At 34.3% G+C, this 25,517-nt stretch carries 27 protein-coding genes and 5 pseudogenes; 8 read left to right on the forward strand and 24 right to left on the reverse strand.

The genetic code is table 11. The features are described from left to right. Position 1: 1 nt before the first annotated feature. On the forward strand, positions 2–340 hold the full coding sequence (locus tag B2C77_RS16515; protein ID WP_077706037.1) for a hypothetical protein: 339 nt from the start codon (positions 2–4) through the stop codon (positions 338–340). A 214-nt stretch (positions 341–554) separates the two neighbouring features. Here the strand turns inward: B2C77_RS16515 and B2C77_RS16520 are convergent, their stop codons facing one another. The 4 genes and pseudogenes from B2C77_RS16520 to B2C77_RS22155 form a co-directional block, all read right to left on the reverse strand. Continuing rightward, entirely contained in the window at positions 555–1,025 is a 471-nt protein-coding gene (locus B2C77_RS16520; protein WP_077706038.1) for a GNAT family N-acetyltransferase, read from the reverse strand. Between the two features lie 260 nt (positions 1,026–1,285). Further along, entirely contained in the window at positions 1,286–1,555 is a 270-nt protein-coding gene (gene rpsN, locus B2C77_RS16525) for a 30S ribosomal protein S14 (protein WP_077706039.1), read from the reverse strand. Positions 1,556–1,819: 264 nt separating this feature from the next. Next, positions 1,820–1,954 (reverse strand): GTP-binding protein, encoded by a 135-nt coding sequence (locus tag B2C77_RS22150; protein WP_254843991.1) that lies wholly within the window; start codon positions 1,952–1,954, stop codon positions 1,820–1,822. Positions 1,955–1,965: 11 nt separating this feature from the next. Further along, a pseudogene (locus tag B2C77_RS22155) lies at positions 1,966–2,568 on the reverse strand (CobW family GTP-binding protein). A gap of 232 nt (positions 2,569–2,800) precedes the next feature. Here B2C77_RS22155 and B2C77_RS21885 point away from each other — a divergent pair. From B2C77_RS21885 to B2C77_RS21900, 5 genes and pseudogenes are all read left to right on the forward strand, one after another. Beyond that, complete coding sequence (locus B2C77_RS21885) at positions 2,801–2,995, forward strand: hypothetical protein (RefSeq protein WP_217697402.1); 195 nt, start codon at positions 2,801–2,803, stop codon at positions 2,993–2,995. Continuing rightward, positions 2,929–3,072: pseudogene (locus tag B2C77_RS22665) on the forward strand (transposase); the annotation flags it as partial. The gene B2C77_RS21885 and the pseudogene B2C77_RS22665, both read left to right, overlap by 67 nt. Before the next feature lie 3 nt (positions 3,073–3,075). Beyond that, positions 3,076–3,474 carry a hypothetical protein gene (locus tag B2C77_RS21890; RefSeq protein WP_497012659.1) on the forward strand — a complete coding sequence of 133 codons (399 nt, stop codon included), beginning with the start codon at positions 3,076–3,078 and terminating at the stop codon, positions 3,472–3,474. Next, positions 3,471–3,674 carry a hypothetical protein gene (locus tag B2C77_RS21895; RefSeq protein ID WP_217697394.1) on the forward strand — a complete coding sequence of 68 codons (204 nt, stop codon included), beginning with the start codon at positions 3,471–3,473 and terminating at the stop codon, positions 3,672–3,674. The genes B2C77_RS21890 and B2C77_RS21895 overlap by 4 nt, the downstream gene beginning before the upstream one ends. Further along, entirely contained in the window at positions 3,623–4,222 is a 600-nt protein-coding gene (locus B2C77_RS21900; RefSeq protein ID WP_217697395.1) for a transposase, read from the forward strand. The genes B2C77_RS21895 and B2C77_RS21900 overlap by 52 nt, the downstream gene beginning before the upstream one ends. 794 nt (positions 4,223–5,016) lie before the next feature. Here B2C77_RS21900 and B2C77_RS16540 read toward each other — a convergent pair. The 3 genes and pseudogenes from B2C77_RS16540 to B2C77_RS16550 form a co-directional block, all read right to left on the reverse strand. Then, a complete protein-coding gene (locus tag B2C77_RS16540; protein ID WP_077706040.1) occupies positions 5,017–5,622 on the reverse strand; it encodes a transposase in 606 nt (201 codons plus the stop codon). A 70-nt stretch (positions 5,623–5,692) separates the two neighbouring features. Then, a pseudogene (locus tag B2C77_RS22545) lies at positions 5,693–5,902 on the reverse strand (transposase family protein); the annotation flags it as partial. Positions 5,903–6,694: 792 nt separating this feature from the next. Further along, positions 6,695–7,059, reverse strand: a pseudogene (locus tag B2C77_RS16550) (Tn3 family transposase); the annotation flags it as partial. A 21-nt stretch (positions 7,060–7,080) separates the two neighbouring features. On the opposite strand from B2C77_RS16550, the gene B2C77_RS22550 reads away from it, so the two are divergent. Beyond that, positions 7,081–7,293 (forward strand): diadenylate cyclase, encoded by a 213-nt coding sequence (locus tag B2C77_RS22550; protein WP_176087352.1) that lies wholly within the window; start codon positions 7,081–7,083, stop codon positions 7,291–7,293. 801 nt (positions 7,294–8,094) lie between these two features. Here the strand turns inward: B2C77_RS22550 and B2C77_RS16560 are convergent. From B2C77_RS16560 to B2C77_RS22645, 14 genes are all read right to left on the reverse strand, one after another. Further along, positions 8,095–8,943 carry a CPBP family intramembrane glutamic endopeptidase gene (locus B2C77_RS16560; protein ID WP_077706042.1) on the reverse strand — a complete coding sequence of 283 codons (849 nt, stop codon included), beginning with the start codon at positions 8,941–8,943 and terminating at the stop codon, positions 8,095–8,097. A gap of 107 nt (positions 8,944–9,050) precedes the next feature. Beyond that, entirely contained in the window at positions 9,051–9,803 is a 753-nt protein-coding gene (locus tag B2C77_RS16565; protein WP_077706043.1) for an ABC transporter permease, read from the reverse strand. Further along, positions 9,800–10,552 (reverse strand): ABC transporter ATP-binding protein, encoded by a 753-nt coding sequence (locus tag B2C77_RS16570; RefSeq protein WP_077706044.1) that lies wholly within the window; start codon positions 10,550–10,552, stop codon positions 9,800–9,802. Before B2C77_RS16570 ends, B2C77_RS16565 begins: the two co-directional genes overlap by 4 nt. Next, positions 10,545–11,471, reverse strand: coding sequence for a thiopeptide-type bacteriocin biosynthesis protein (locus B2C77_RS16575; RefSeq protein WP_176087354.1), 927 nt, complete (start codon positions 11,469–11,471; stop codon positions 10,545–10,547). Before B2C77_RS16575 ends, B2C77_RS16570 begins: the two co-directional genes overlap by 8 nt. A 165-nt stretch (positions 11,472–11,636) precedes the next feature. Further along, on the reverse strand, positions 11,637–14,117 hold the full coding sequence (locus tag B2C77_RS16580; protein WP_077706046.1) for a hypothetical protein: 2,481 nt from the start codon (positions 14,115–14,117) through the stop codon (positions 11,637–11,639). Between the two features lie 105 nt (positions 14,118–14,222). Further along, entirely contained in the window at positions 14,223–15,359 is a 1,137-nt protein-coding gene (locus B2C77_RS16585; RefSeq protein ID WP_077706047.1) for a PqqD family peptide modification chaperone, read from the reverse strand. 60 nt (positions 15,360–15,419) lie between these two features. After that, positions 15,420–15,599 (reverse strand): thiocillin family RiPP, encoded by a 180-nt coding sequence (locus B2C77_RS16590; protein WP_077706048.1) that lies wholly within the window; start codon positions 15,597–15,599, stop codon positions 15,420–15,422. A gap of 32 nt (positions 15,600–15,631) precedes the next feature. Continuing rightward, positions 15,632–15,805 (reverse strand): hypothetical protein, encoded by a 174-nt coding sequence (locus B2C77_RS21775; RefSeq protein ID WP_176087355.1) that lies wholly within the window; start codon positions 15,803–15,805, stop codon positions 15,632–15,634. A gap of 46 nt (positions 15,806–15,851) precedes the next feature. Further along, the gene (locus tag B2C77_RS16595) at positions 15,852–16,031 is read right to left on the reverse strand and encodes a thiocillin family RiPP (protein ID WP_077706049.1); all 180 of its coding nucleotides are present in this window, start codon (positions 16,029–16,031) and stop codon (positions 15,852–15,854) included. Positions 16,032–16,132: 101 nt separating this feature from the next. Continuing rightward, positions 16,133–16,816, reverse strand: a complete 684-nt coding sequence (locus B2C77_RS16600; RefSeq protein WP_077706050.1) for a nitroreductase family protein — start codon at positions 16,814–16,816, stop codon at positions 16,133–16,135. Continuing rightward, positions 16,803–18,491, reverse strand: a complete 1,689-nt coding sequence (locus B2C77_RS16605) for a SagB family peptide dehydrogenase (RefSeq protein ID WP_176087356.1) — start codon at positions 18,489–18,491, stop codon at positions 16,803–16,805. Before B2C77_RS16605 ends, B2C77_RS16600 begins: the two co-directional genes overlap by 14 nt. 18 nt (positions 18,492–18,509) lie before the next feature. Continuing rightward, positions 18,510–19,124, reverse strand: coding sequence for a hypothetical protein (locus tag B2C77_RS16610; RefSeq protein WP_077706052.1), 615 nt, complete (start codon positions 19,122–19,124; stop codon positions 18,510–18,512). An 11-nt stretch (positions 19,125–19,135) separates the two neighbouring features. Then, a complete protein-coding gene (locus B2C77_RS16615; protein ID WP_077706053.1) occupies positions 19,136–20,443 on the reverse strand; it encodes a YcaO-like family protein in 1,308 nt (435 codons plus the stop codon). A 152-nt stretch (positions 20,444–20,595) separates the two neighbouring features. Beyond that, positions 20,596–20,862, reverse strand: coding sequence for a helix-turn-helix domain-containing protein (locus tag B2C77_RS22645; RefSeq protein ID WP_438272965.1), 267 nt, complete (start codon positions 20,860–20,862; stop codon positions 20,596–20,598). A 325-nt stretch (positions 20,863–21,187) separates the two neighbouring features. On the opposite strand from B2C77_RS22645, the gene B2C77_RS21780 reads away from it, so the two are divergent. Further along, positions 21,188–21,355 (forward strand): hypothetical protein, encoded by a 168-nt coding sequence (locus tag B2C77_RS21780; RefSeq protein ID WP_176087357.1) that lies wholly within the window; start codon positions 21,188–21,190, stop codon positions 21,353–21,355. 541 nt (positions 21,356–21,896) lie between these two features. Here the strand turns inward: B2C77_RS21780 and B2C77_RS16630 are convergent. The 3 genes and pseudogenes from B2C77_RS16630 to B2C77_RS16640 form a co-directional block, all read right to left on the reverse strand. Further along, positions 21,897–22,553, reverse strand: a complete 657-nt coding sequence (locus B2C77_RS16630; protein ID WP_077706055.1) for a hypothetical protein — start codon at positions 22,551–22,553, stop codon at positions 21,897–21,899. 405 nt (positions 22,554–22,958) lie between these two features. Next, positions 22,959–24,377, reverse strand: a pseudogene (locus tag B2C77_RS16635) (APC family permease). 168 nt (positions 24,378–24,545) lie between these two features. Further along, positions 24,546–25,463: an LCP family glycopolymer transferase gene (locus B2C77_RS16640; RefSeq protein ID WP_077706056.1), complete on the reverse strand. Its 918-nt coding sequence runs from the start codon at positions 25,461–25,463 to the stop codon at positions 24,546–24,548. Positions 25,464–25,517 lie beyond the last annotated feature (54 nt).

Raw genomic sequence — 25,517 nt, forward strand, 5'->3', positions numbered from 1 at the left:
CATGAAAGATATAGAATCAATTACAGTAACAGAAAAAATTGTTGCAAGTGAGAATCTCATGCATAAGAAACAAATTCTACGTAACTATACAGAGGACATATTTAAAATCGATAAGACTTTTTTCAATCTCATGGATGATATTATTGTTAATGAGGATCAAAAAGGTGAAATTGTAGAAGCAATGAAAGAAGAAACAAAAAAGTTAACGACGTACAATCGTAATTTACTAGAACACATCGATAAACGTATGAATAAGATTGTGCAAAGGCTAGATGAACAAGTCGATGAAATAAAAAGCCAACGCATGACCATTACCTATGAAAATACACCGTCTGCGTAACGATGCACTCCAGCCTGTGGTAGAAAGGCAAATTATTCTCCCCCTATCAGTCATCATCCCCCACCCTCACTGGAACATATATCTATAGGGCTGTCAGCTCCCGCTTTTGCATATGTGAACGAGCAGCGCAAGAACAGCCCCCTAAATATTTACCTATTCAACTGCTTTTATTGATTTGGGGAAATGAATATGGCTTCACCACTGATAATCGTGGTCATCTGTTTGTTTGCGGACTTAACCGTTGAACTAACTGCTCGCTTTCTATTTTTTCTGCATGCTCACGTTCTTTCCGATGACCTGACCGTTTAATACATTCACATTCCTTTTTCGTGCCCCAACTTAACAGACGTATCATTTCAGCAAATCCGAATTTATATAATATAACACATGTTTTTTCAGAATACTTCCCAATACAAGGTGTAAAATCAGCTTCAAAAGTTGCTCGATGAAACCCAATAAATCCTAAAAATTCATTCGTTTCCTTTTCTTCCACAGCAAAAAGTCCATATCCATTCGCTTTGATCTTATCTACGATTAATGTGTAAAAAGCCTTTGTTTCTTCGGTTGATAATGTTTTAGGAAAATACTGCATCACGTTTTCATCCGCATTTAGTGCCGAAAACGGAACTATATCTGTTTCATCCCAGTCACGCAATCTTAATCTGGACGCCTCTACATAAATCATTTTCCACCTCATTTCTTTTAATATCATACAATTTTAATACAAAATCCCCTATTAATCGATACAAAAAACAGCGGAAAAGTAAAACACTCTTCCACTGATCCTTCCTTTTTCCAGCAAACTTACTTACCATACTAATTAATCATCTGTCATCGTCTTTTTAAAGCAATGTACATGAACAAAGCTGCTGCCAAAACCCAACCATTAATGATTGCTAGCACCCCTATAATGACCACTTATACATAAACGCATGCCGCTCCTTTTTACCAACTCGACTTTTTCACACCTGGAATCTGACCTTTATGTGCATATTCCCTAAAAGCAATTCGAGACATTTTAAACTGTCTCATATATCCGCGAGGTCTCCCAGTAATCGCACACCTTCCTGTTAAACGTGTAGGGGAAGAATTCCGAGGAAGTTTTCTAAGTGCCTCATAATCTCCTTTTTCTTTTAATTCTTTTCGTAATTCAGCATATTTTGCTACCATTTGTTGTCTTTTTTTCTCTTTTGCAATTTTTGATTTTTTTGCCATTAATCTCACCTATTTCTATTATTTTTAAAATCAAATTCAAAAATTATTGTTTTGTCTAGTTTTATCAGCTTAACTTACCGTAGCATCTCAACGGACTACCATTTTCTCTAACTTAGATTTCCTAAGTATAAATTGTAAGCCTTACGATTTGAAGTTTAAAAAAATTTATTTTACGATACATGCACGAAACTGCATTTAAGTTTTTCTTTATCGAGATTCTTCCTAATACATACAAGCTCACTTTTACGTTGTTCATTGCCCCTATTATTTTTCTTCCCCTGCAAAAATCATATGAACGCCTTGAAAAATAAATCGTCTATCTAACCCATCTATGTTTAATATCCCTTTATAACGATATAGGTTTTCTCCTTGCAGTTGAACAAGATAAGAAAACCACATGTTGAGTTTCCTTAAATTAAGCGGTCTTGATTCCTGTAAGGAGAAGATGTTACTTTCTCATCATGATGACCTTGATCTGAGGAATAGGAATTTAACGTAAATTTTTCATGCAGATTATAAGAAAAAATATTTCCTACTCTATACAAATCTACCTGACTGTTTACACATAAATATGTAAAAGCAGTAGGATTGATTCCATCCAAACGAGTTATTAGCTTTTTTAAAACATTTTTCGTTACTAAATCTGTTTTGTTTACAACAATTACATCTGCAAAAGCAATTTGACTTCATGCTTCATCCTTTTGGTCTAAATGATAAGAAATATGTTTAGCATTAACAAAGGTACAAACACTGTCGATAACGTATTCTTCCACCATGCTCTCATCCATCAAGAAGGTTTGCACAATTGGCGCAGGATTTGCTAATCCAGTTGTCTCTATCACTATTCTGTCAAACTCAATCATGTTCTGTATCCTTGAGAAAGAAAGCATATCGAATGCAGCAATTACATCTTTACGAACATTACAGCAGATACAACCGCTATTCATTTCGATGATTTCTTCTTTGTTTTTTTCAATGAGCTGATCGTCTATACCAATATCACCAAATCCAATTTACACTAACTGCCATCTTTTCGTTCGTTTGCTCTAGAAGATGATTCAAGATGATTTAAGAAAGGTTGTTTTTCCTGATCCTAAATATCCAGTCACAATAGTCACAGGAGTTCTCATCTCCATTTACTTTAGCATCCTCCCTTCCTCTCTTTATTAAAGATGGACATAGATAGTAGATGTCTGCCTAAAACTAATGGCGTACGCTCTGATCGAGTAGAGGAGATTCTTTAAAATGGGCAATGTTCAAGGTTTTTCAAGAGATCAAATAAGTTTTCAATTACTGTCTTTAGATGAAATGATTGATAAGGAAAATCCTGTTCGAGAATTGATGCTTTCGTCGAATCACTCTGCTTGGTCGATATGGGAATTAAAGAATATAAAAAACATAATCCTGGACAACAACCGTATGAGAGAAAAGATTTATTAAAGTTGTTCATCTATGGATACTTTAACAAGATCAGATCTTCTCGTTTTTTAGAGACAGAATGTAAAAGAAATATCGAGTTAATGTGGTTAGTAAATGGAATACGTCCTGATCACGGAACTATTTCATTATTTCTAAAGGAAAACCGTAAAGGCTTTAAGAAAGTTATGCGCACTTTTACATGCTTACTTAAAGGATGGGGATTAATTGATGGCAAGCTCATTGCCATTGATGGAACAAAAATACGAGCACAAAATAGTGAGAGAAATTACATTACTTCAAATGGATTAACAAATAAGATGAATTATATTGATGAAAAGATTGAACACTACCTCCAACAACTAAAACGAATAGCACAGGAGGATGAATTAACAGAAGAGAACGTTTCATCTATCGAATCGAAAATTGATAAATATCAAAAGAAAAAAGAACATCTAATAGAAATAAAAAAGAAAATGAATGAAGAAGAAAAGAACCATTGACAACTACAGATCCCGAATCTAGAGCTATGAAAAATAACGGGAAAATAGATGTAGCTTACAATATGCAATCTTCTGTCGATAATAAGCATAAACTGATTGTCACTTTAGATGTAGTAAACGATGTAAATGACAGAGTCAACTATCCCCGATGGTTTCAAAAACAAATGAAATATTATCAAAAAACAAAGACAGAGTCATAGTAGCTGATACAGGATATTATAATGCAAAAGAAATAAAAGATTGTTTAGATGACGGAAACACTTTGTATTTAAAACCTCAAAAAAAGAAAAGTATGTCAGGAGAGCCTACTTATTCAAAAGATAATTTTCAGTATCAAAAAGAAACAGATACTTATCGTTGTCCTCAAGGACAAGAACTTCCTTACATGGAAAACACGTCTAAAAATGGTTTGAAGTACAAAAGGTATATTGGAGGAGATGTTTGTTTATCTTGTCCTGTATATAGTTTATGTACAAAAGCTAAAAGAGGAAAAAATATTCAACGCTGGGAACATGAAGAACTTCTCGAAAAATTGAAAGAAGATACTGAAGCCAATAATGAAATTTATAAAAAACGATCACAAATTGTGGAACATCCTTTTGGAACCATTAAGCGATCCTTTGGTTATACTTTTTTTCTAGGGAAAGGGCTGGATTCTGTGAACGCGGAAGCGGCTCTAATTGGTGTTGCCTATAATTTCAAAAGACTAACGAAAATCAAAAAATTTCGGATATTGTGGAGCTATTAGTAGCTTAACCACACCGAAACTCTTTGTTAATTTCAATATTAGAAGTTTTGCAAGCAAAATGAAGAAAAAAAGTACGTTTGAGTGCTGAAAATTGAATATTTGTTAGACAGTCTGACGTACGGTTCCGTATACGGCGGTTCAATAGTTTCAAACTGGTATTGGGTCTTACGCAATGTTGGTGAATGGCAACCTATGGCAATGTGACTAGATATGATTATTTTATTAATATAATTATTTTGTGGTATGCAATACACGGATATTCAAAACTAGCGCGTCCATACATCATCCGTTTAATCATTTTTAGTCGATTAACATGACCTTCTTCGACAAATCCATTGCTTTCCTCAAATGAACATGCATGGAGAGTAGACGGAAAATCGACAAGTAAGCGATCGATGAATGCTTTAGTTAGAGAATCCTCACGACTTTTTTCAAACAGGACAATTTCCCGTAATTGTTCTTTATCCCGGTTTTAAGCCGCCTCTCGAAAGCCTTGAATGAAAGCAAAATAGGGGCGTAGTTCTGGATATCTTTTAAGAATAATATAAACGAACGCCTTGTCTTTTTCTTTTGTAGAATACCTCCATTGCCATAAAGCTCGACGAATTTCATTTCTTGTGTAATAGCTTGATGGCTGAAGTGTTTGTCCCTGTTTTCGTTTTCTGGGAATCTCGGTAACTAGCACTCGTACAGAACTATAGGGACCTTTATATCCCTGTTCGGTGATGGTATTGTAAATTTCCTGAACAGTACGTCCATTTTTTTCTAAGGTGAAAACAGTTTCAGTCCAGTCATTAATCGGTTTTGAACGTTTTTTCCGTTCGCCTGTGTCTGGCTTTTTCTTTTAAGAGATCTGCCTTTACAGTTCGCCAATCCATATTCATCGTTGTCGCGATATGTCGGATGGAGTGTCCTTCCCCTTTTAACTTTTTGACTTGGATAGCTCGTTCCCATTTTTGCTTTGCATTTTGTTCTCTTCGCTTTTCCTGTTTCGTTAATGGTAGTGGAGAAGATGATGGAGACGGTTTATTCTCTTTCAATATCCGCGTGGGAAGCACTTTTTTTATAATCTGATTATGCAACGTCCATAGATTTTGAATAAGATGAAAACGGTCATGTATTTGGATGGCCTGCGGGAAAACCTCATTAATTGCTTCTCTAAAAAGGGCGAACCGATCTCTCGATATTCTTTGGATGACAGTATTGTATTGCGCCAACCATGTCTTAAGTGTTTCAGCTGTTCGATCGGGTAATAAGTCAATGGGATGAGATGTTTGAGGATCGCAAATAATAACCCCATACTTGTGTCGCCGTTTGAAAGCAAAATCATCAATACCAACGAAAGGGACTCTCCTTTTTTGGCAGAGGTGTTTTGTAGATAAGAAGCAATAAAGAATCATGGCTAACCGGCATACCTAATGTCCGGCACACTTTTTCTGCCTGCATTGCATTCGTTGAAAATGCAACCTCTCAAAGAGCATTTTCCAGTCGCTGAGTACGTCTGCGATAAGGAGCTATCCAAGGTAGTCGTTCTGTAAATACTTGTCTCTCACATTTGCTATTTTTGCAGAACCATTTATAAGATTTTACATGAATAAAAACTTTACGTTCTTCTATAGGGAGATCTGAAATCTTACGCATATAGGAGCTATGACGATTAAAAGAACGCTTGCCGCATGTTGGGCATAGGGCGGAAGACGAACAACAAACTCCATTCGATCAGATTCCTCTAATACCGATTCAACCTTAAGAAAGGGATCTAGTCGTTTCAGAACATTTTTCATGAGAATCACGCCCTTTTTCCTTTTGGTTGTTATATTCCCGTTTTATTGTCAAATAACACCCACCAAAAGTGCGTAAGAACCATTTTATCATTGATATTTATAAGCTCTCACTGCACCCTCACAAGACCTCCTCCGGTAAGAGCGGAAACTTTCCTCCCATGTAACTGCTAGATCTACTGTATAGGTTTCGCAGTATTGGACTTTGTCTTGTTGTGCAGACTTATCCGACCTAATTCAGCCTTCTATCTAGTTCTGTTCGTCAGTTCAGGAGTTTGCGTCCAGCTTCCTTTATCCATTACCTCACGACAACCACCTTGCCTTTCGCTAACAGTTCCTACTGCCAAGCCTGTAGTGGACTCTCACCACCAAGTTTCCACCCATGCAGGGCGCACCCAAATGAACAAATCGTAATAGTTACGATTTGTTCATTGCTACTTACTTTAACATGAAACATGTAATGAGCAAACTATAAAAAAATAAAACGAGGTTTACTTCATAATACAAGACATATTCAGAAATCCTAGCCCCTGGCCTCTCAAGCCAAACCAATAAAAAACAGTAGCAATATAAAACGCTGCTGTTTAGACACGCTGGAACATGGAAAACTTAATAAGGGGTATCGTCAGGAAAATGCGAATTTACAACGCTAAGCACATTTTTGAGACGATTCCCACCATTTTTAACAATGTTAAGAAAGTTTCAATGATCTTAATGAATCTAATGAGACTGCTTTTTCCAAGTGAAAATGATATTCTCCTAGCAAATTAATATGTTCCTAGCCTAAAGGAGACATGTGGTACAATAATTTTTCATTAAAGCTACCTGTTTGTTTTTTATATTTAACTGCTTTTGTTAGATGTAAAGTATTCCAAGCACTTATGGCATTGATAATTATGTTTAAAGCACTGGCTCGTTGTAATTGATGCTGTATGGTTCGTTCCCTAAGCTCTCCTTGTTTTCCAAAGAAAATAGCTCTTGCCAGCCCATTCTGGCTACTCCTTTATTCAATCCTTTTTGTGTTTTCCTTCTTAAAGATTCATCCGAAATATAATTTCGGAACAAAGACACGGTGCCTTGATAGCTATTGAACGGAAACAACCATTAGAACCTTTAATACATTCAGAAACTTCAATCTCAGCAAAGGTGTCACATGCCTTGTTAGAATCTATATTTTATCCAGGCAGCATTCTACATGACGAAGCAGTGTTGAAAGAAATAAAATTGTCTCTGCAGGCATCCTTTTATCCCTACAAGATACCACAGAAAAAATCTCGGGATGAGACATAGCAGTCGTTGGATTATCTGAACAGAGCGATGCCATTGTATCCACCCGGTGGGGTTAATTTACAAGAGACTGTTATGCTCCTTTAAACGACCAATCCTTTTCCAACTTCCACTTTCAATAATTTTCTTTAATTCATTTGGCATTATTTCTTATCGTCCGAATTGCCTTTATAAAAAATATTTGTGCCAATATATAATAAAATTATTGATGAAATTACTATGATAACCCATAATAGGGACACAATGTACTTAAAGGATAAAAGAAAAAATGTCATCCCGATAATAATAAAAGCTAATCCTATCAAACGATGATTCGTCATAAATATGATCCTCCCTTTTCAACATGATATACTTTACCACAGATTTTTTTAATAAAAGACCATATAACTATTATAGATGAAACCCTCCCTGATTATTACAAATGGTTTATTATTAAATAACAGTGAAAACTCTGCAACTAACAAATGTCTATTCCATCTCTTGAAATCACAAATTTCTTAAAAAGTGAGACAAACAAAATCCCCGGGCAAACAAGAAAAGCGTGAAAAGCCAAGCTTATCTCAATTTTCTTCTTTCACAAAAGGTACTTTTTATAAAACAATCTCCATTTAACCTTAAGACATCACCATATTTTCTGCTTCGTCTCGGTTAGAGTTTTATGCTATATGACAATCCAAGGAAGTACCACACCACTTCAATCTCGTTGGAATGTAAATACATTTTTCAACAAATCATAATCAGAATCTATTTTTTATCTTTCAAAACCCTCGCTCTACTAAGATTGAAATGATAAGCTTTATCAATTTAGGAAGCCTTCACAGTTTTGTTTCTGTTTAATTTTCTAGTATATAGTAGTAGTGCTATTGATGAGAAGCTCAAAATAATCATTGAAATCACTCCTGCCTCAGACCCAAATTCACCGGCATGTAAAAGTTCATTTTGACTCACTTTAAATTTCAGCAGACTAGTTGCTTCTCTACCACTTACGGCAAATCCAAATACAGTTCCCTCACTTAAATTCCACATTGCATGAAACGATATAGGCAATAATAGTGAGCCTTTATAGTCAAGTAAAAGAGCCATAAGTATTCCAAAAATAGTTAGTCCAATAAATGCCGAAAAGGAATACCCCGGGTTGAAGAGATGTGCTAAAGAAAATAATGCAGCCTGTAAAAGTATTGCTACACTAACTGGTAAGTATTTTTTCAAGTGATTATAAAGAAAGCCTCGAAATAAAAATTCTTCTACCAATCCTACGCAGGTGTGAATGATCATTCCAGGAGCAAATCCAAACAAAATCCAATATGGAACACTATTTGATAGTCTTACTAGCTCTGCCCCAGTCAACATGTAGGTTACAATAATAAGTGTTTGAACTGTTAATGCCATGAAAAAGCCATTTAATATTTGTAAACTATTTCGCTGGGTTGTATCAAGTCCTAAACTCCTTAAATAGGTTATATCTCTATACCATATTATAAAAAAACCAAATAAGCCTAATAACTGACCAATTCTTTGGAATATTGATATTAATAACTCAGAATTTAAAATTAATCCTATACTACCAAACATAAAAGCAACTATTTGGGAGAAGATAAAGGCAAAAACAACGAATAAAACATATTCCGACAATTGTCTATTAATACTATTCATATTATCACTCTTCTAACTCTTAATTTACATCACAATCCGATCTAGTTTATTCTCAAATTGATTTCCATTCTAACGTAACGATAATCCATTTATGACCTTAGGTCTCATTAGCGCCATTTAAACGTAACCTTACCAATATAAAATAGTACAATAGTGGAACCAAAGAGTACTAATATATTAATATAAGCTGGAAACATAGGTGAAAAACTATCAAACATGACAGTACGAAGTAAATCCCCAAAGTAAGTAAAGGGTGAAATCATCGCTATTTTTTCAAAAATATCGGGAAATATTGTTAATGGAAGCAGCACACCACTTAACATTAATACTGGAGCTGAAATACCTCCTAATAATGCGCCAGAAACCTCTACTGAATTAAATATGCTACCGAAAATAAATCCAAGAGGTAAAATAAGGCACATTCCAAGTAAGGAAGCCCCATAAAATGGGATGAGGTGCTTTAGTTGGATGACCTGTATAATAAATCCAACACTAAAAAAAAGGGTTATTTGAATAATTGATATGATAAATCGGATAGTTATCTGTGATAATAGAAACTCTCCCTTCGATAAAGGCGTCACTTGAAATAACTTTAAAGTTCCCTTCTTCCTTAATTCAATCAAGGGAGTTGTCGTACCAAAAAGCCCTGTTGACAAGAGTGCAAATATTAAAACACCCGGAAACATAAACTCAATAAAGCTTAATTCCATCGATTCTGAATTAGGGATAAGCATTCCCATCAAACCAAACATAATTAAGAAGGTCACAGGAAAAATAATTATAAAAAAAGCTGTTTTAAAATCTCTCATGATCTCCAAATATCCTGTCTTTACAAGTTTCACAAAGGATGTATTTTTCATTTTTCTTTACTACCCTCCAATTTTTGTGTTGTTATATTAATAAAAGCATTTTCCAAAGTATAATTATCTTTCCTTGCAAACTTTTGAATGAAAGAAGTCGTATTGTCCGTATCCAAAACGGTTTTGTCATGCAATATTGAAATTCTATCACACAATCTTTCTGCTTCTTCCATATGATGTGTAGTTATCAAAATTGCTTTACCCTCTTTTTTTAAATACTCTAAAATATCCCACATTAATAACCTAATATGAACATCTAATCCTGCTGTAGGTTCATCTAGTAAAAGGATTTCTGGATCGCCAATTAAAGCAACGCCTATATTGACCCTTTGTCTCTGTCCTTGTGATAATTCTCTGATTTGTTTGTCTTTTACATTAATTAAATCGAGTTTGGTCAACAATTCCTTCACAGGAATACTTTTTTTATAAAGGCTACCAAATAGTTCCAGTATTTCTTGAATGGTTTGTCTCTCAAATAAGGAATATTCCTGTAATTGGATCCCAATATATTCTTTTATTTCCTTAGCCGAGAGTTTCTTTTGCTCTTTATTATAAATGGATATATCACCTGAATCTGGTTGTCTAAGCCCTACTAAACTTTCAATTAAAGTGGTTTTACCTGCCCCATTACGCCCTAATACCCCTAAGATTTCACCTCGGTACATTGTTAGATTAACATCTTGAATCGCCAAGACATTATCATAAGACTTTTTTAAGTCATTTACGGATAAAACAACTTCATTATTCATTTGATATCAACTCTTCTCCTTTAAATAAGCGTCCAGACTCTTCGTCATATAAAGGTTTTAACAAAGCAGCAAGGTACGCCTCCTCAACAGGCCAAATACCTAAACGATTATTCATCATATGAATATAATGAAAACATAATTCCTCTATGGGTTGTGGAACCTTTTGATCACTTATAACTCGTTCTACTACTTTATTAATATCTTTCGCAAACTCCTCTATTTTTCTAATTAGAACCTCTGGCAAGGAATCTTTAATTAACTTTGTAGTCTCTATTCGTTTCTGACCTGCTTTAAGGAAGCTATCTCTGTACATCAATCCTTTATCAGAATAATTGGCCCCAATCCAATAACTTATATAATTCATTAAAAAAGAGCTCACTTTATTTTGTTCGAGGCATGTATTCATGAATTCCGCCATAGTTAAAAGCCCAATGGTATACCGGTCAATTCTATCTTTATTTATATAATGCATGAAATCTAATGTTAAATTGCTTGAAATCTCAAAAATATCCTCCGCATAGGTTACCCCAATACTTCCACCGTACTTTTCAATTTCGGGTTCATATATGTCCAATTCATAAAAACAGTCATTCAAACCGCTACTATTTTCCACATCTTCTAAAGGCAATATTCTCTCCTTCGTTGTGATGTTGACCTCTAATACCTCTGGTAGCTTTTTCTCCAAATCTTCTTCTATATAATTACAAACAAAATCTAAATCCTCATTATATACTTGCAATCTAAGCCTAATGTGATTACCAGTCTCATCAATAAATTTTATAAAAAACCACTTTTGAACTTTTTCATTTGATTTTAATTCTTTATATAACTTCGACATAATATTTTCTACAAAATAATCAATATATTTTTCTTCTGGAAAGTATATTTTGTAATACACCCATTCTAAGTTTTGGTTCATTTGAATTATCATCCTTTCTCTGTGCTCAAAGCACTAATATTCATACAATTTTTCCCTTAAAAAGAATAGAAACATTTAAGGTTGAAAATACAGCACGTGAAAGCGAAAAAATCCGTCTCCTTATTCCGTATTCAATTTCACCTTCAATAAGTACATGTTTTCAGTTTATTCTGTCCTGTTAAGACTCATAAGCTCTGTGTTTAAGGGCTGACCTGATGTATTAGTATAAAAAGCTTCATCAGAAGATGGTAGAGCCTCTGTAAAAATCACATATTCTATGTCATGATTTTTCTTCTTTTTAAGAACCTCTAAACAATAAGGATTACAAAAATTCATCCACATTGGTTTTCTAATCATTGAATCACCTATATAATAAGTACTCATATAAGTTTCTAATGGGATCCCATGTTTCAGTCGAAAGTCATTAACTTTTATAAAATAATCGACCTCAGATTCGTTATGATGCTTCATAGGTAATTCACTGAAAGGAATTTCCCATTGAGCGCGCTTATAAATGATATTCCCTTCCTGTTCTCGCGGGACAAAAGATATTTGATCCACTTTCTTCTCTTTGTTCTCCCAAGGTCTGGGATTGATCCCTATATTGGTATTAGCTGTCCATGGATTTACTAATGTTAATAAAATATTTGCTGGACCATTAAGTAAATGTTGAGGAATAGTTCCCAAGTATACTGGGGAAATAATCTGTCCCTCATCATCAAGAATATCCAATGTGTGATTATAAGAATTATAAGAAATCCTTAGTTTGGTAATATCTATATTTTTTCTACCGGTATGATATGATAACTCTGCAATACTGTCCACGGCATCTTTTAACACATTAAAGTTTTCCTGAAGGTTAGACCAATCCCCACCTGTAGTAAACTCTGCGACATTCCCTTCGTAGAATGTTGTTTCTATCCAGTCTCTAAGGGACTTTTGATATGCTTCTCCTAACAAAGGAACAAAACGTGAAAAAATATTACCCATCCCTGTTGAAACTTTATTCACAACAATATCGTATCCCTTTTCTGATACGTTGTTAGGAACTATTTGGAAGTAAATAGTAGATGTTGGTTTAGCAATAGAATTTCTCTCAGGTTTATTTTCTGCCTCCCCTTCCCGTACTTTTTGATAGGAGTCTTGCACCATCTCGAAATAATTGAGATTATCATGTCCACTAGCATAAATAGTGAAAATAAAGCTTAATAGATTACAGGTGCCATCCTCTCCATATTCTTTTAAAAAATAATCAACAATCTCTTGGTACATTGGCAAAATCTGCATATCAGAGGAGACTTTTTCATGAATTTTCTTCAGTTGTTCTTCTATATCTTCAGGTAAACTCACGTTTGTGTTGGAAGAGCGGACATCTTCATAAATCATATTCGTATCGTTTATCCAATATGGCTTTTTTATATCCAGTATAGTAAAAATGTTATTAACATGCTTCCTAAGTTTAATAACGTTATTTAACCTTTGATTGACATCTATTTCATAGTCCTTTAACTCCTCAATTAGTCTGTCAATAATAGAAAAGACTTGAATAAGTTCGTCATGATCCACCTTGTTTTCTATTAAAAAATCCTTCATGTAATGAAATATTCTTTCATCTCGAATATCCCATGGAATCATCGGTCTTAAAACTTTTGAAGATAAAAGTTGTCTAATAATAAAGGTTGATTTACTACCTAATCTTTCTTTTATTTCACTTATTTTATAAGTCTCCCTTTCATAGTGTTCGACTAAACCATTATAAATTTTCACAATATTACTATTCTTTAAAACATCTTTAGTCTTCCAGGGAAAACCATCAGAATGCTTATAAGAACTCTTTATAAAGTATGTATGATCCCCAACTTTAACTTGAGGGTTAAATTTAAACATAAATAAGTTTTTATAATAAAGTGCAAATGATTCGACAATAGTAGATATAATTGATCTATTTAACTTTAATGAACTTTTATGCGACGATTCACAAACGGAACTTGATTTTTCTTCTATTGGTATATACTTCAACTGTGTCAGTGCACTGAATGGACTTGTTTTAAGCGCACTTCTTTGTAAATAGGTAAAAGTAGTATTAGATAAAATAGACTTGTAATTATATAAATCCTTTTTGTCTTTTAGGATCGCTTGCGCAAAATCTTCACTTGCAAGAACAATACCTTTCATCATATCGTTAACGTCTTCACTATTCATCAAGTTTAATAAATTATTACTGATACTCTCTATTTCTAGGTTATAGACAGAATTAGCTTCTATCATGATATGTTTGAAATCGTTATATTGTGTTAAGTGATTTTGTAATGTAGCCTTTTCATTAGCCGATAATAGCTGATCTAATCTGTAGATATAGTCCATCTTTAAATCCAAAGATCTTCCATTATATATATCTCTATTCAACTTTAATATATACCTTCTTAATGTATTATCTTTTATTTGAGGAACGCTCTTGTACAGAATATCATTAACTTCCGGCATGGCATGTTGTATCTCTTGTTTTAGGTTATATATTTTCTGATGTAAAGAGTTTGTTTCTTGTAAGTTTAATTGTTCCATAAAATAAGAAGGTACCGAGGCTATTCTTCCTAAAAGAAAATTGGCTGTACTGACTCTTTCTTTTAGATTAATATTACCCATCATATATTTTTCTCCTTTTTGATTAGCAGTTATAAATCACTAAAAATGTTTTACGAAGATGAGAGGAAACAATTTCAGCATAAAAATTATAACTTTCTCAAAAGATTCTCAAAATAAATTCTTACTTATACTAGTAACATAAAATAATAATAAAGTACTTATAAAAACCATCAAATACAATGAAGCTACTACTGAATAACTTATATATATAACTTCTTTTCTCTTTGACATACTATTTAGATATTGTGGTTTTTCTTTATTCAACAAAATAGATTTCAAATATTGAAAGCTATTTCTTCTTAAATTCATATCTTTCGTTAAACTTTCAATAAACCGATATAAGTCACTCGGAAGCAATAAATTTGTATTTATTAAAAAAACAAAGATTTGAATCCCCATAATATAATATGCTATATCCTGTAGCTGACCACCTTGTGTCATAATAATTGTGACCGTTATCGATAAAGAAATGAGATCAAAAAGTGGACCAGCTATCGAAATAATTGCTCTCGATTTCCGAGGCAACTTATATGTATCTGTTAAATCTAAATATGCAACTGGAAGAATATAATATAATAACCCCACACCTATCTCCCTAATATCTCCTCCAAGTACCTTACAAGTAAATGCATGCGATAACTCATGTAACAGTAAATGCATCAAAATCCAAGGCGCTATATAAAACAGTAACGAAGCACTGGGAGGGCGAATTTCAGGATTAAAATTGAAGAAAGCGTATATTAAGTACGAGAGTAAAACTATAAATAAAACACCAATAAAGTACAGCGTGATCTTACTAGGGCTTTTGGCCTCTCTATTCTTTCTTTTAAAGAATAAGTCCATCATGTTATTGATTTTATAGGTACCTAATTTGACTACGCGAAACTTAGAGCTTTTTTCTCCTTTTGAATGAATTTCGTTTGTTGTTTCAAATCCCTTGTATACAATTAAGCCCTTTCCAACAAGCTGTTTAATAAATAAATGTAATTGTTTCTCAACTTGCACATCATTATATTTGTCATGTTTTTCACAAAATTGAGTTACAAGTTCTTCAGCCGTCGAGCATTGCTTTTCTAACAACCTAAATAATTCAACGGCGGAATTTCCAATTTGATAATACTTCTTTGCAACTTTTGAATATAACAAGTACTCGTTACCATTATGGATGAGAGTCACATCCGGATTAATCATTAATTGATTCATGGTTTTCTTAGTTTCATTAGATACTTCATGCTCGTGAAGCATATAGGTTCACCTCCTTAATATTTAGATAAAAGGGAAGATCAAAAATCTCCCCTCTACTATTTAACCAGCGGTTGAGTACGAACTTCCTGTACTGAAAGATGATCCTGCACACGCTGCACAGAAGGCACACGCAACCGTTGCAGCTACGCCTGTATAATTAATGGATTCTGGCAATTCCTCGGCATAGAGCGTTAGTTTTTCGACCTTCTCTCCATTCATATCTTTGTTGGTATACGACATTTTATACATCCTCCTCAATTTAAGTTCATCTATTATCCGCTAGCACAGGCTCCAGTTGATGCACATGATGCTGTCGCTGGACAACTAAAACAAGCAAAACTAGCCGCGGACCCCCAACAACTAGCTATTCCAGTATAGTTTATTTTTTCTGGAAGCTCCTCAGCAAATAGTTCTAAATCTAATTCCTTTTTTATCTTATCATTCATCCTAAACACCTCCCATCTTACATCTAATTCACACAACAACTTGTTATTACCAGCTTAAAGATGCTGCACTGGATTGCGTACTCATTGTTGTACCTGGACAAGATGCACTAGATATTGTTGAGTTGGTTGATGCTGTTGATGGTGAAACAGCTGAATATTGGGATAAGTCCGGTAACTCTTCGGCATAAAGCTCTAACTTTAATTTTTCGTCAACTATCTTTTCCATTTCCCTCCCTCCCTTCACTAAGTATTTTCAATGTTTTTCAATATATATAGTTAAATTCATGGATGTACATTTTAAGGTTTTTTATGATAAATTTGGTAAACTTACACAGTATATCCAAATGCAAATGCTAGTACTTGGTACTGCCGGTATCCATCAATACCACTAATTTGGTAGAATAATCTAGGATTAAACCCAGCATAAACCGTTCCTTCATAACCTAAAGATAGGCTATACAGCCAAGAATAATAAAGAATGCTCCCGGATTGAATTAACATATCCTTATAGCCTCTCAAAGATGGGCTACTTTCCTTTAGAAATTCCTCTAATTTTGCAACTAATACTATGTTGGCTGGAGCTTCTGAAAACTCTTTTTGCAGAAATAACTTTTGTATTTTTTCCTCTTCTACTTCCTCTTTTTTTATTATAGATTTAGAATTTACATCATATAAGTAAATATGATTATTGGAGATACTTTTATCATCTGTATTCCTTATGAGTACATATTGATCAAACATATTTGGGTTTTTAAAACTATTAGAGATAAAATGATAATTGTTGTATAAAATATTTAAAAGATCGTGTAACTTTACTGGTTTTTCATTAAAGAATCGTACAGACCGTCTTTTTGATAATATATCCTCAATGGACGTTCCCTCTTCAGCCAGATGTAAAATGCTTGTACGATCAAACTCTTGCTTTGTTTTAGTTGGATCTACCTTTATCATACTTTTATTTATAATATCTCCAACTATCTGTTCTGGAGCAGTACCTTTAAATGTGATCATTTTTATCACCCACCTTAATTGTTAATACAACAGTTATAATTTCATTTAAATTATCAATCCCTAGGGCCTGTCCCACCTTTTCTTCATTGACATGAATCTCCCCTACCCCTAAATTTAGATAGTGAGCGACAGTTCGAAATTGTGTTAATGCAACTCCCGCATCAAAATGTATAACTTTATATGCAAAATCATAGTATTTTTGCGCAACCTTTGAAAAATCTCCAGTTAAAATAACATATCCCAATGTGTTCGACATATCCTCAGTGCAATGAGTCTCTAATTCATCTATTACATGATTTGGTAATGTAGCCAAACAATGATTAGATTCTTGATAGAAATATGTTCCAATTCCTAAATCTTCTATTCTTTTATTAACAAAGTAGACATTTTCTGATCCGAGATTCCCCCCAGTAGGCGTCCAACGTTTTGCTTTACCTTCTTTATACTCTACACTTTCTCTATTAAATCCAACTGTATAAAGAAATAACTTCGCTAGATTGTCTGTAGAATAGGTATTTTTTTCTCGTGTGGAATTTAAATCAGGCAATTTTTCATTATTTTTTAAAGGTCTTTTCGGAGCACTATAATACCCCTTAGACTCTTTAGCAAGCGCTAAGTTACTAGTTTTATAATGATTTTGATGGTCCTTTGGATTCAATAAGTCGGGAGGAGGAAAAGCTATTTTACTTTCCAACTCTATAATTTTATTAAATATAGCTGGCGACCCTTTTTTTACGTCGCATTGTTCACAATAAGGTTGTTTAACGATATAATGAAATTCTCCGGTGAGGTGCTTAATATTAATGATCTTTACGCCTTGGTGAATTTTCGAAGGGGATATTCTGCTGATAAAATTTATGAGATCGATGATAACTGTTGAAGCGCTTGCTGACATAAAATGAATATTTTCATTTGAATTCGTGTGATCCTTTTCTATATTGATTTGGTTTAAGTAACAATGAAAGCAAAGAGAGTCCTTCTTGCAAAAGTACGGCCCTATAAACACATATGGACTGTTATTTACAATCAGAATCCATGGAATCTCCCGCTTTCTCATTTGTTTATCAAATTCCATGAATTGATCAAGGTCTTCGATATTATTACAAATACCTATACCAATTCTACTCATGCCCTCAACATCACTAGTGTCCGTATATTCAGTGTACTGTCTATATCGAATTGGATATTTAGCTAACTCCTCCAAATATTCCTCTATGTCACTATCCGTTGAATGAATGATTAATTCTGTACTTTTCAAGATTTCCATTGCCTCTGCCGCAGTTGTATTAAAACGTGTCTGATCCAAGTGTCGCTCGAAATATTTACTTAATGCTGTATCCTGCTGATTATTTTGTCTGCCTTGTATAAGACCGCGACTATATAACAATGCTATGGCATCATACTTCGTTTCTACCGTGTGCTCAGGTAAAATATGTTCCAAATCTTCCAGTGTTTTTTTACCATCTAATTGTTTTAATAATGTGGGCAAAAATTCTTTCGTCAACCTCCCCCTTAAAACTTGCTTTTGATTGACCCCATCAAAAATCACTCCATTTTCGATAGGTACTTGTACTGTATTCGTTGGAAAATAAGGAAGTTTTGGGAGCTGAAACTGCGGGTCATGTCTTACTGCCTTACCGATATCCTTTGCCGCTATTTTTTGTATTGTTTTCAAATTCATCTCATCCTTTATTTAATTAAATAATTCCTCTTGAATATGAATATACCCTCTTGTTTTTTCTTCTCTTCCTAAACCACACCTTGGACATCCATGTACTCCTATCACCTGGGATGAAATTGGTTCTCTTGTTACTAAGTTTAGTTGTATAACTTGTCCACGAACATCTGAGAAACAATTGGATAAATTACCTAATAACCAGGATGCTAAAAAACTAGGTTCTGATGGGTGATAACCGGTAGAAAATGTTTGGAGATTGTGATCATAAAATTGCCACACCTCTTTTAATACTTGAGAAACTGGTGAATGCTGCAATATTCGATCAATATAACAATGATAACAAGCGTCTTCTGCACTTCTCCAAATGGGTCCAATAATTACATTAGGCTGATCAATTATAATTGGAACAAATATCTTTTTTTCTTTGTAACTATAATCGCTTATTTTCTTACAAAAGGACACGCAAGGGTTATCTGATATAACTACTATTAACTCCGCTGCTTCTAAGTCTGGATTATTTAAAATAATTGCTTCACTTATCTCGATTGAAGTAGTTGTTGAAATATTTTTTTTCAATATTTGAGATACTTCTTTAGATAAGGGACCATTAGTAAACATATGAATATTCATCTAAATGCCTCCTATGCAAATGGACTCGGATTCGAATTTATTGAAGACTCTTTTCTATCCCCAAGTCCTAAATTTATTGCTGCATCGTATACTCTATTATGCCCCAAGTATCTTGCTCTGTGCACAAAGGATAAGGGCTGTAACCCTGGTATAATAACCTTGACAGTTCTAAATCCACACCTAAGCGCCTCATCTGTAGTAAGATCCACTACAAAAACCTCTAAATTTTTTTCTTTTAGTTTGTTAATTAAAAAGGATAGCTCCATAGCTGAAGATTCTTTCGATAAATTCTTCATATCTAATAAATTAATCTCTTCCCTCGAACTAGTTAAAAAATCAAACTCTTTCATTTTATCTGGTTTCCCCATATAAAGAGCACCATCAAAGACATCCCTAAAATGATCTATATTTGATGTTTTGGGGAACCTATTTTGTAATGCATACTTTACTGAAGCTGTTTCACGGGTAATTTTTGTATAAGCTTTTAAAGGGTCTAAGTCTGTAGTACACATGACGATGGTTGAAATTTTATCATTGTATGGAGAGAACTGGATTGAATAAATTGTCGGTACACCAATATCAGTTGTAGCATCTAAATAATATGTTTTAAGATAATCAATTTTTTCATTTTGCACATAGAACTTTTGGGCCCATTTTGGTAATTTATTATAATCTACCTGTATTCTCCGCCATGAGATTTTATGTAACCATGTTAATGAAATTGCATCCCGCTCTATGACTTCATTGATTCCATTTATTATAGCTTGATTATATGTTGTATGAGTTGCGGTTCCAGTTGAGATTGGTAAATAGAACTCTTCTGCACGACTTTTAAAGGGGATGAATAAATAAGCCATAATTGCTGGAATCCATATAGGTCGCTCTTGAGTTAAGGACATTCCTTTTACCCAACGAATTTTCTCATTTTTATCTGGTTTTCTTACTGGACAATATGGACTGGCTAATTCTTGTTCAGAACATATCGGGACTGTATCTAGATTTAATGCTTCTTCTCCCAACTCATTGGCCGTAGCAAAAATAAATTGATCTTCTGTATAAACAGCATTACAGTACCTTTCAAGCGCCTCTGCATATGCCTTAAGCCTAGCCTCTTCTCTGTCGACATCCCCTCCCGCCCCTGGTAACTCCATTGGCATGCCATAATTATTATTTTTTAGCCTGGCGATGTTACTTAAATTTCCTGAATCACATCCAAACATTATATATTGTGGTTCCCCGGGTGTGTTAGGAAGTTCGTATGCTCCTGTAAGTAGTCCACCTAATGGTTGAGCTAGTGCATCAATCTTCATTTCATTCATGTCCTCTATCTCCTTTACCTTTAATAAACTAGCTTGTTCCTTATAATATTAAACCCAAGTGTTAGATCCCTATATTCGTATTACTAGAACTATAAACTAAATATCCCGCCAGTAGGTTATTGCACTCCTGAATTATCTGAAAATTTCGTTAGTCACATCATATGCCCGATAAGGTTTATTGTCAATGACTTATAGCTGTTTTTCTGTTTACACTTCTCTTCTATATCTGTATCTTCCGAAATTTCAATCCCTAATCGATCACAGAGTAACTGGAGAATTTCAGGACTTGCATTCGTCTTTTGATTCTCTATTTTTGATAGATAGGACAAGGAAACGATACCCTCCGATAATTCTTCTTGTGTCATCTTGCATTTCAATCGGTGCAATTTAATAAATGAGCCAATATGCACTAGATTCACCCGCTATCCTTAAACTAATAACCTTTCTAGTTATATTATACCATTAATTCAGAAAAATCATATTGGTAAAATAATCTGATTTTAGCGTGTTTTCTGAGCTGAATTACACTAATAATTTGTTGATTTTCTTCAAACAGGAAAATATGTGTCAGTGGGGAAGATAGCTCTCTACTTTTTATATTAGAATTTATCGCTAGTTCATCAATAATTATTTCCTCTTGTAACAAAAATTTCTTGTTTTATTTCAAATAAAACAAGAAATTGGAAGCATTTACTTATTTTCTTTTTGCTTATGTTATTTTGTCTAAAAGAAGGAGGTATTTTTATGAGTAGAGTTTTAGTAGCGGTAGTTTCGCCAATCGTACTTTTTTCCTTATTCTTTATCTTTGGCTTTATCATTAATCCAAGCAATGCTTTTAGACAGGAGGCAATCTCACCTATTGTAGACTTATTTGTTATTTATATAATTTCACTCCTATTTTTCTTAATCTAGAGCTACTTTGTCTACCTTATTAGATAAACTAAAAGGAATAAGGTTCATAAATTATACAATTGCTGTTTTTTAGAGTATAGAAGTTATTTTGAATTTCAAATGGTAGAAGCGCAAAACCTATTTAGATATGCTTTAGCTGGAATCAGTTTTTACTTATCACTGTTATTTTTGGAGAAACTCTTAACTATATGTTAGGTATACTAGTTGATAATATAATTATAAAGCGATTGTATTTGAAACTTGTCCAATCAATTGTTCACTTTATTTCATATTTAGGATGGTCTAATAAAAAATTATAAATGCCCATTTAAGTACGTACAAAAATGCTTTTATTTGCGTAAAATAAGCGTGAGGAATAACATAAAAACTCATGGTTAGCAGAGGATTTCATACGTCACGTTAATTAATAGCTACAGCTTTCCCCATAGAGGATTGGAAAAAGCTGTATAAATTACGAATGAGCTAGTATGTTCATATTCCTTTTCATCGCTGTTTCAAGAAACATTTCACCTATCTATACGGGAAATAATGCATACAACCATTAAACAGATACACTAAAACCATTGTTCTTTTCTTCCGTTGATTGCTCCCCATTTTCCTTTATTTGTTCTTGAATCGTTTGGAGCTTCTCTTCTAACTTTATTAATTTTTCTTGCTTTCTTTCACTATAAATTCCTCTATTTGCATCTAGCTTCATTTCGCTTTCAAGCGTGGTTTTTTCCCGCTCTAGCCCTTTGAAAACATGATTCATTTTTTGCGTTTGATCTAACGCAAAGGCTTGGGTAAATAACTGTTCTTCCTCCGATTGTGGAGTCTCATTCTTCTTTACATCTTTTTCCTTCCCAAGTGCTTTCTCTTGCTCTTTCATCTGCTGTTTAACAATTTTACTGTCAAGTTCAGCAATTTGCTTCTCAAATTCCTTCAACTGCTCTTGAATGCTTGTAATATCTTTTCCAGCTTCAAGTGTTTTCTCCGTCAAATTCTGCTTCATCTCCACTAGAGATTCACGATGTTTCATCAAGTTTTCGATTAGGGAATTCTTCTGTTGTCCCTTACTACCATTGAATAATTGGAGCGACTGACTGCTAATATACACACCGTCTTGCTTGGTATTGGATAAATTAGTATGAGAAGCAGCTGGAATAGATTTTGTAAAAAAAGGTACACTAACTCGCATTTCATTACTATGAATCGTCACTTTTGTTCCTCCCCTCTCTTTTAGTATCGGGAGGTCTTTTTAAAAGTAAAGACAAGTGACACCTTTTAACATAGCATCAAGCTCATCCATAGAGGTTTTTTGTCAAGTTACCTTGGCTATAAACGATGAGCTTTAGATACTTATTTCTCGGAGACTAGATAATAAATATGCAATACATCCATTTTAATCCCCTATCCGTACTAAAGTGAATAAGTGAATCGTCAAGCAATGTGTTTTCATCTTCCCTGATTGTTAGTAACACAAGGATATGGCACAAAGGCCTCTGAACGCGAGATTTAGATCAGTTATTTTACAAGCTCAACCTTCCCATTCTTGAAATGGGAGTCTTACAGCACTATATTTCCAAAAACAATCATGTTATCAAACAAACCTCTGTTCAAACACTCATCTTCCTACATTTATTTTTCTTTCGTTTTCTTCCCCTAGCACCAAATATCTTAATTCCGTCTCAGGTATCGCATGATATTCTTTTCGCTTCAGTAGATAAAAGCTTAATCCAAGTACAATCCAAATGACTAGTGCTACTCTAGATTCTATCCCCAAAAATGCCGGCGAACCTGGCGCTAATAATAATCCAATAAATACCAAACTAAATAATGCACCTGTTAAAGCAAACAATTTTTTTACTGGGGCTACCTGTTTCTGAGGATCTCTTGCTTTATTTGACCATTGTAATAAAGAATAAGCTGTGAAACAGGTGTAAAAATATGCGATGGACACGCCTAAGAAGACATATCTACCACCCATAGCAATACTTCACGACCAAACCATGGCACGGAGCTAGCATAGCAATGATGACGGTGAAAATGATTCCTGCATATGGTGTTTGGTACTTCGGATGCAGCTTTGAGAATATTTGAGGTAATCTCTTGGCACGATACATCGAAAATAATAAACGACTTGTCGAAATCATAAATCCATTTAAGCCAGTAAATATTCCCATACTTAGCGCAACTGTTAAAATAATCAGACCTATGACACGAAGTTCCTGCTTAATAACAGCTCCTTTCCCCCAAATAAGTTGTCCGTTAACAACATCTAGCCAAGGCATTGGCATGGCAGTGGTTATTACCATAAGGCTATAAATGAATGCCGCAGCAGTCAAAGCAAAAATAATCAGCACGAACGCTTTCTTGAATGAAAAATTAAACTCTTCTGCAACCTGTGGCACATTATCAAACCCTACATACGCCCATGGAGCAATGGTGACAATAGAAATGATGGCTCCAAAAGAACTTAATTCCGGGTGAAATACAGGCTATTTTCGAAACCAGATATTGGTGACATGCTAAATACAACAAGGATACTTGTAATCATAACAAAACAGAAGATAAACTGTGCGCTACCAGTCAATCCTGTTCCACGGATATTAAAATAGGCAAAAACAAGTAAGGCGGTCGTGGCAATAAGAATTTCGGTAACATACACATCCCAACCGCCTATTTCATACAATTTATACGTTTGTACAAAAGAAGGAAATACATATTTAAACATTAATGCTAACGCAAATGCATTTAATGCAACAATACATATATACCCTAACGTAAGAAACCATCCACTTATAAAAGCATGCGTTCGCCCTAAACCGATAAATGCATAAGCAAATCCACCACCCGAAACAGGGTAGTGCTTAATCAAAAAACCATAACTTACAGAAATCACCATCATCAATAAGGCGCCAATAACCATTCCAATAACCACACCAAGTGGGCCTGCTTGCCCCATCCAGTTGGTTGGTTGTACAAATGCCCCCCAACCAACGGACGAACCTAACGCCATTGCCAACACCCAATGCGGTTTCATTGTCTTTTTCAACGTTGTTCTCTCTTTCCTATTCGTCTCCCGCGTATATCTATGTCTCCCTGTTGTTTATCAACATGTTGCATTCCTTCATTGTCTTAACTTGCGTTTATGAAAGAGGGAAAGCCGTTCATCGAATATGACCTTCGACTACCATTACTTCATTTGATCCTAAACTCCTGCTATCATATCATGAACTTTAGCAACTTCTTCAGCTGGGACTTGATAATAATAAATACCGCCAATGTTCGTGCCGCTTCCTTGCATCATGTAGCTGTTCACATTTTTTCGTACGTCCTTATACCCGAATAACAAATCTTGCATATCATCAAAATCCATATTTGTTGCCATGTTGTTACCTAGTACATCAATTACGCCATTAATTTTATTCACAGAGCCAACGCTTGCACCCTTATTAATAATTCCTTCAATTACTTTGCGTTGTCGTTCTGTACGTCCGAAATCACCTGCTGGGTCTTGCTTACGCATACGGACAAAATGCGTCGTTTTATCGCCATCCATTTCTACAGGCCCTTTGGTAAAGTGATAATTGCCGTCATCCCATTCAACTTCATTATCGACATGAATCGTTCCTAATTGATCGACAAGTTCCTCTAAACCTTCCATATTCATACGTACATAGTAATCTAAATCAATATCAAGGAAGTTCTCCACTGTAGCTACAGACATATCCGCCCCACCAAAAGCATAGGCGTGATTAATCTTATCTTGGACACCTTTCCCAACAATCGTCGTTCTTGTATCACGTGGTATGCTTACCAATTGCATGGTATCTTCTTTTGGATTTAACGAAAGCACCATTAATGCATCTGAACGGCCACGATCGCCGCCTCGTTGATCGACACCAAGCAACAAGATATTCAATGGTTCTGTCGCCTTAATTTTCTTCTTTGCTACTTTTGTATCAATGGTATCTACTGGTTCATTAATTTTGTCATTTACAGTCGACTTTGCATTATTGTAAATCGAAAATGCATACGCACCCCCGCCAAGTACAAGAATTAAGATAATCGCAAGCGGGATTTTTAGCCATAGCTTACGAGATTTTTTGCGTTCACTTCGTTTCATCTGTTTTCACCTATCCATTTCTTTTCTATATTTTCAGTTATTAATTTGTTATAT

Origin of the sequence: Virgibacillus dokdonensis, assembly GCF_900166595.1 — a bacterium.
Classification (GTDB): Bacteria; Bacillota; Bacilli; order Bacillales; family Amphibacillaceae; genus Virgibacillus; species Virgibacillus dokdonensis.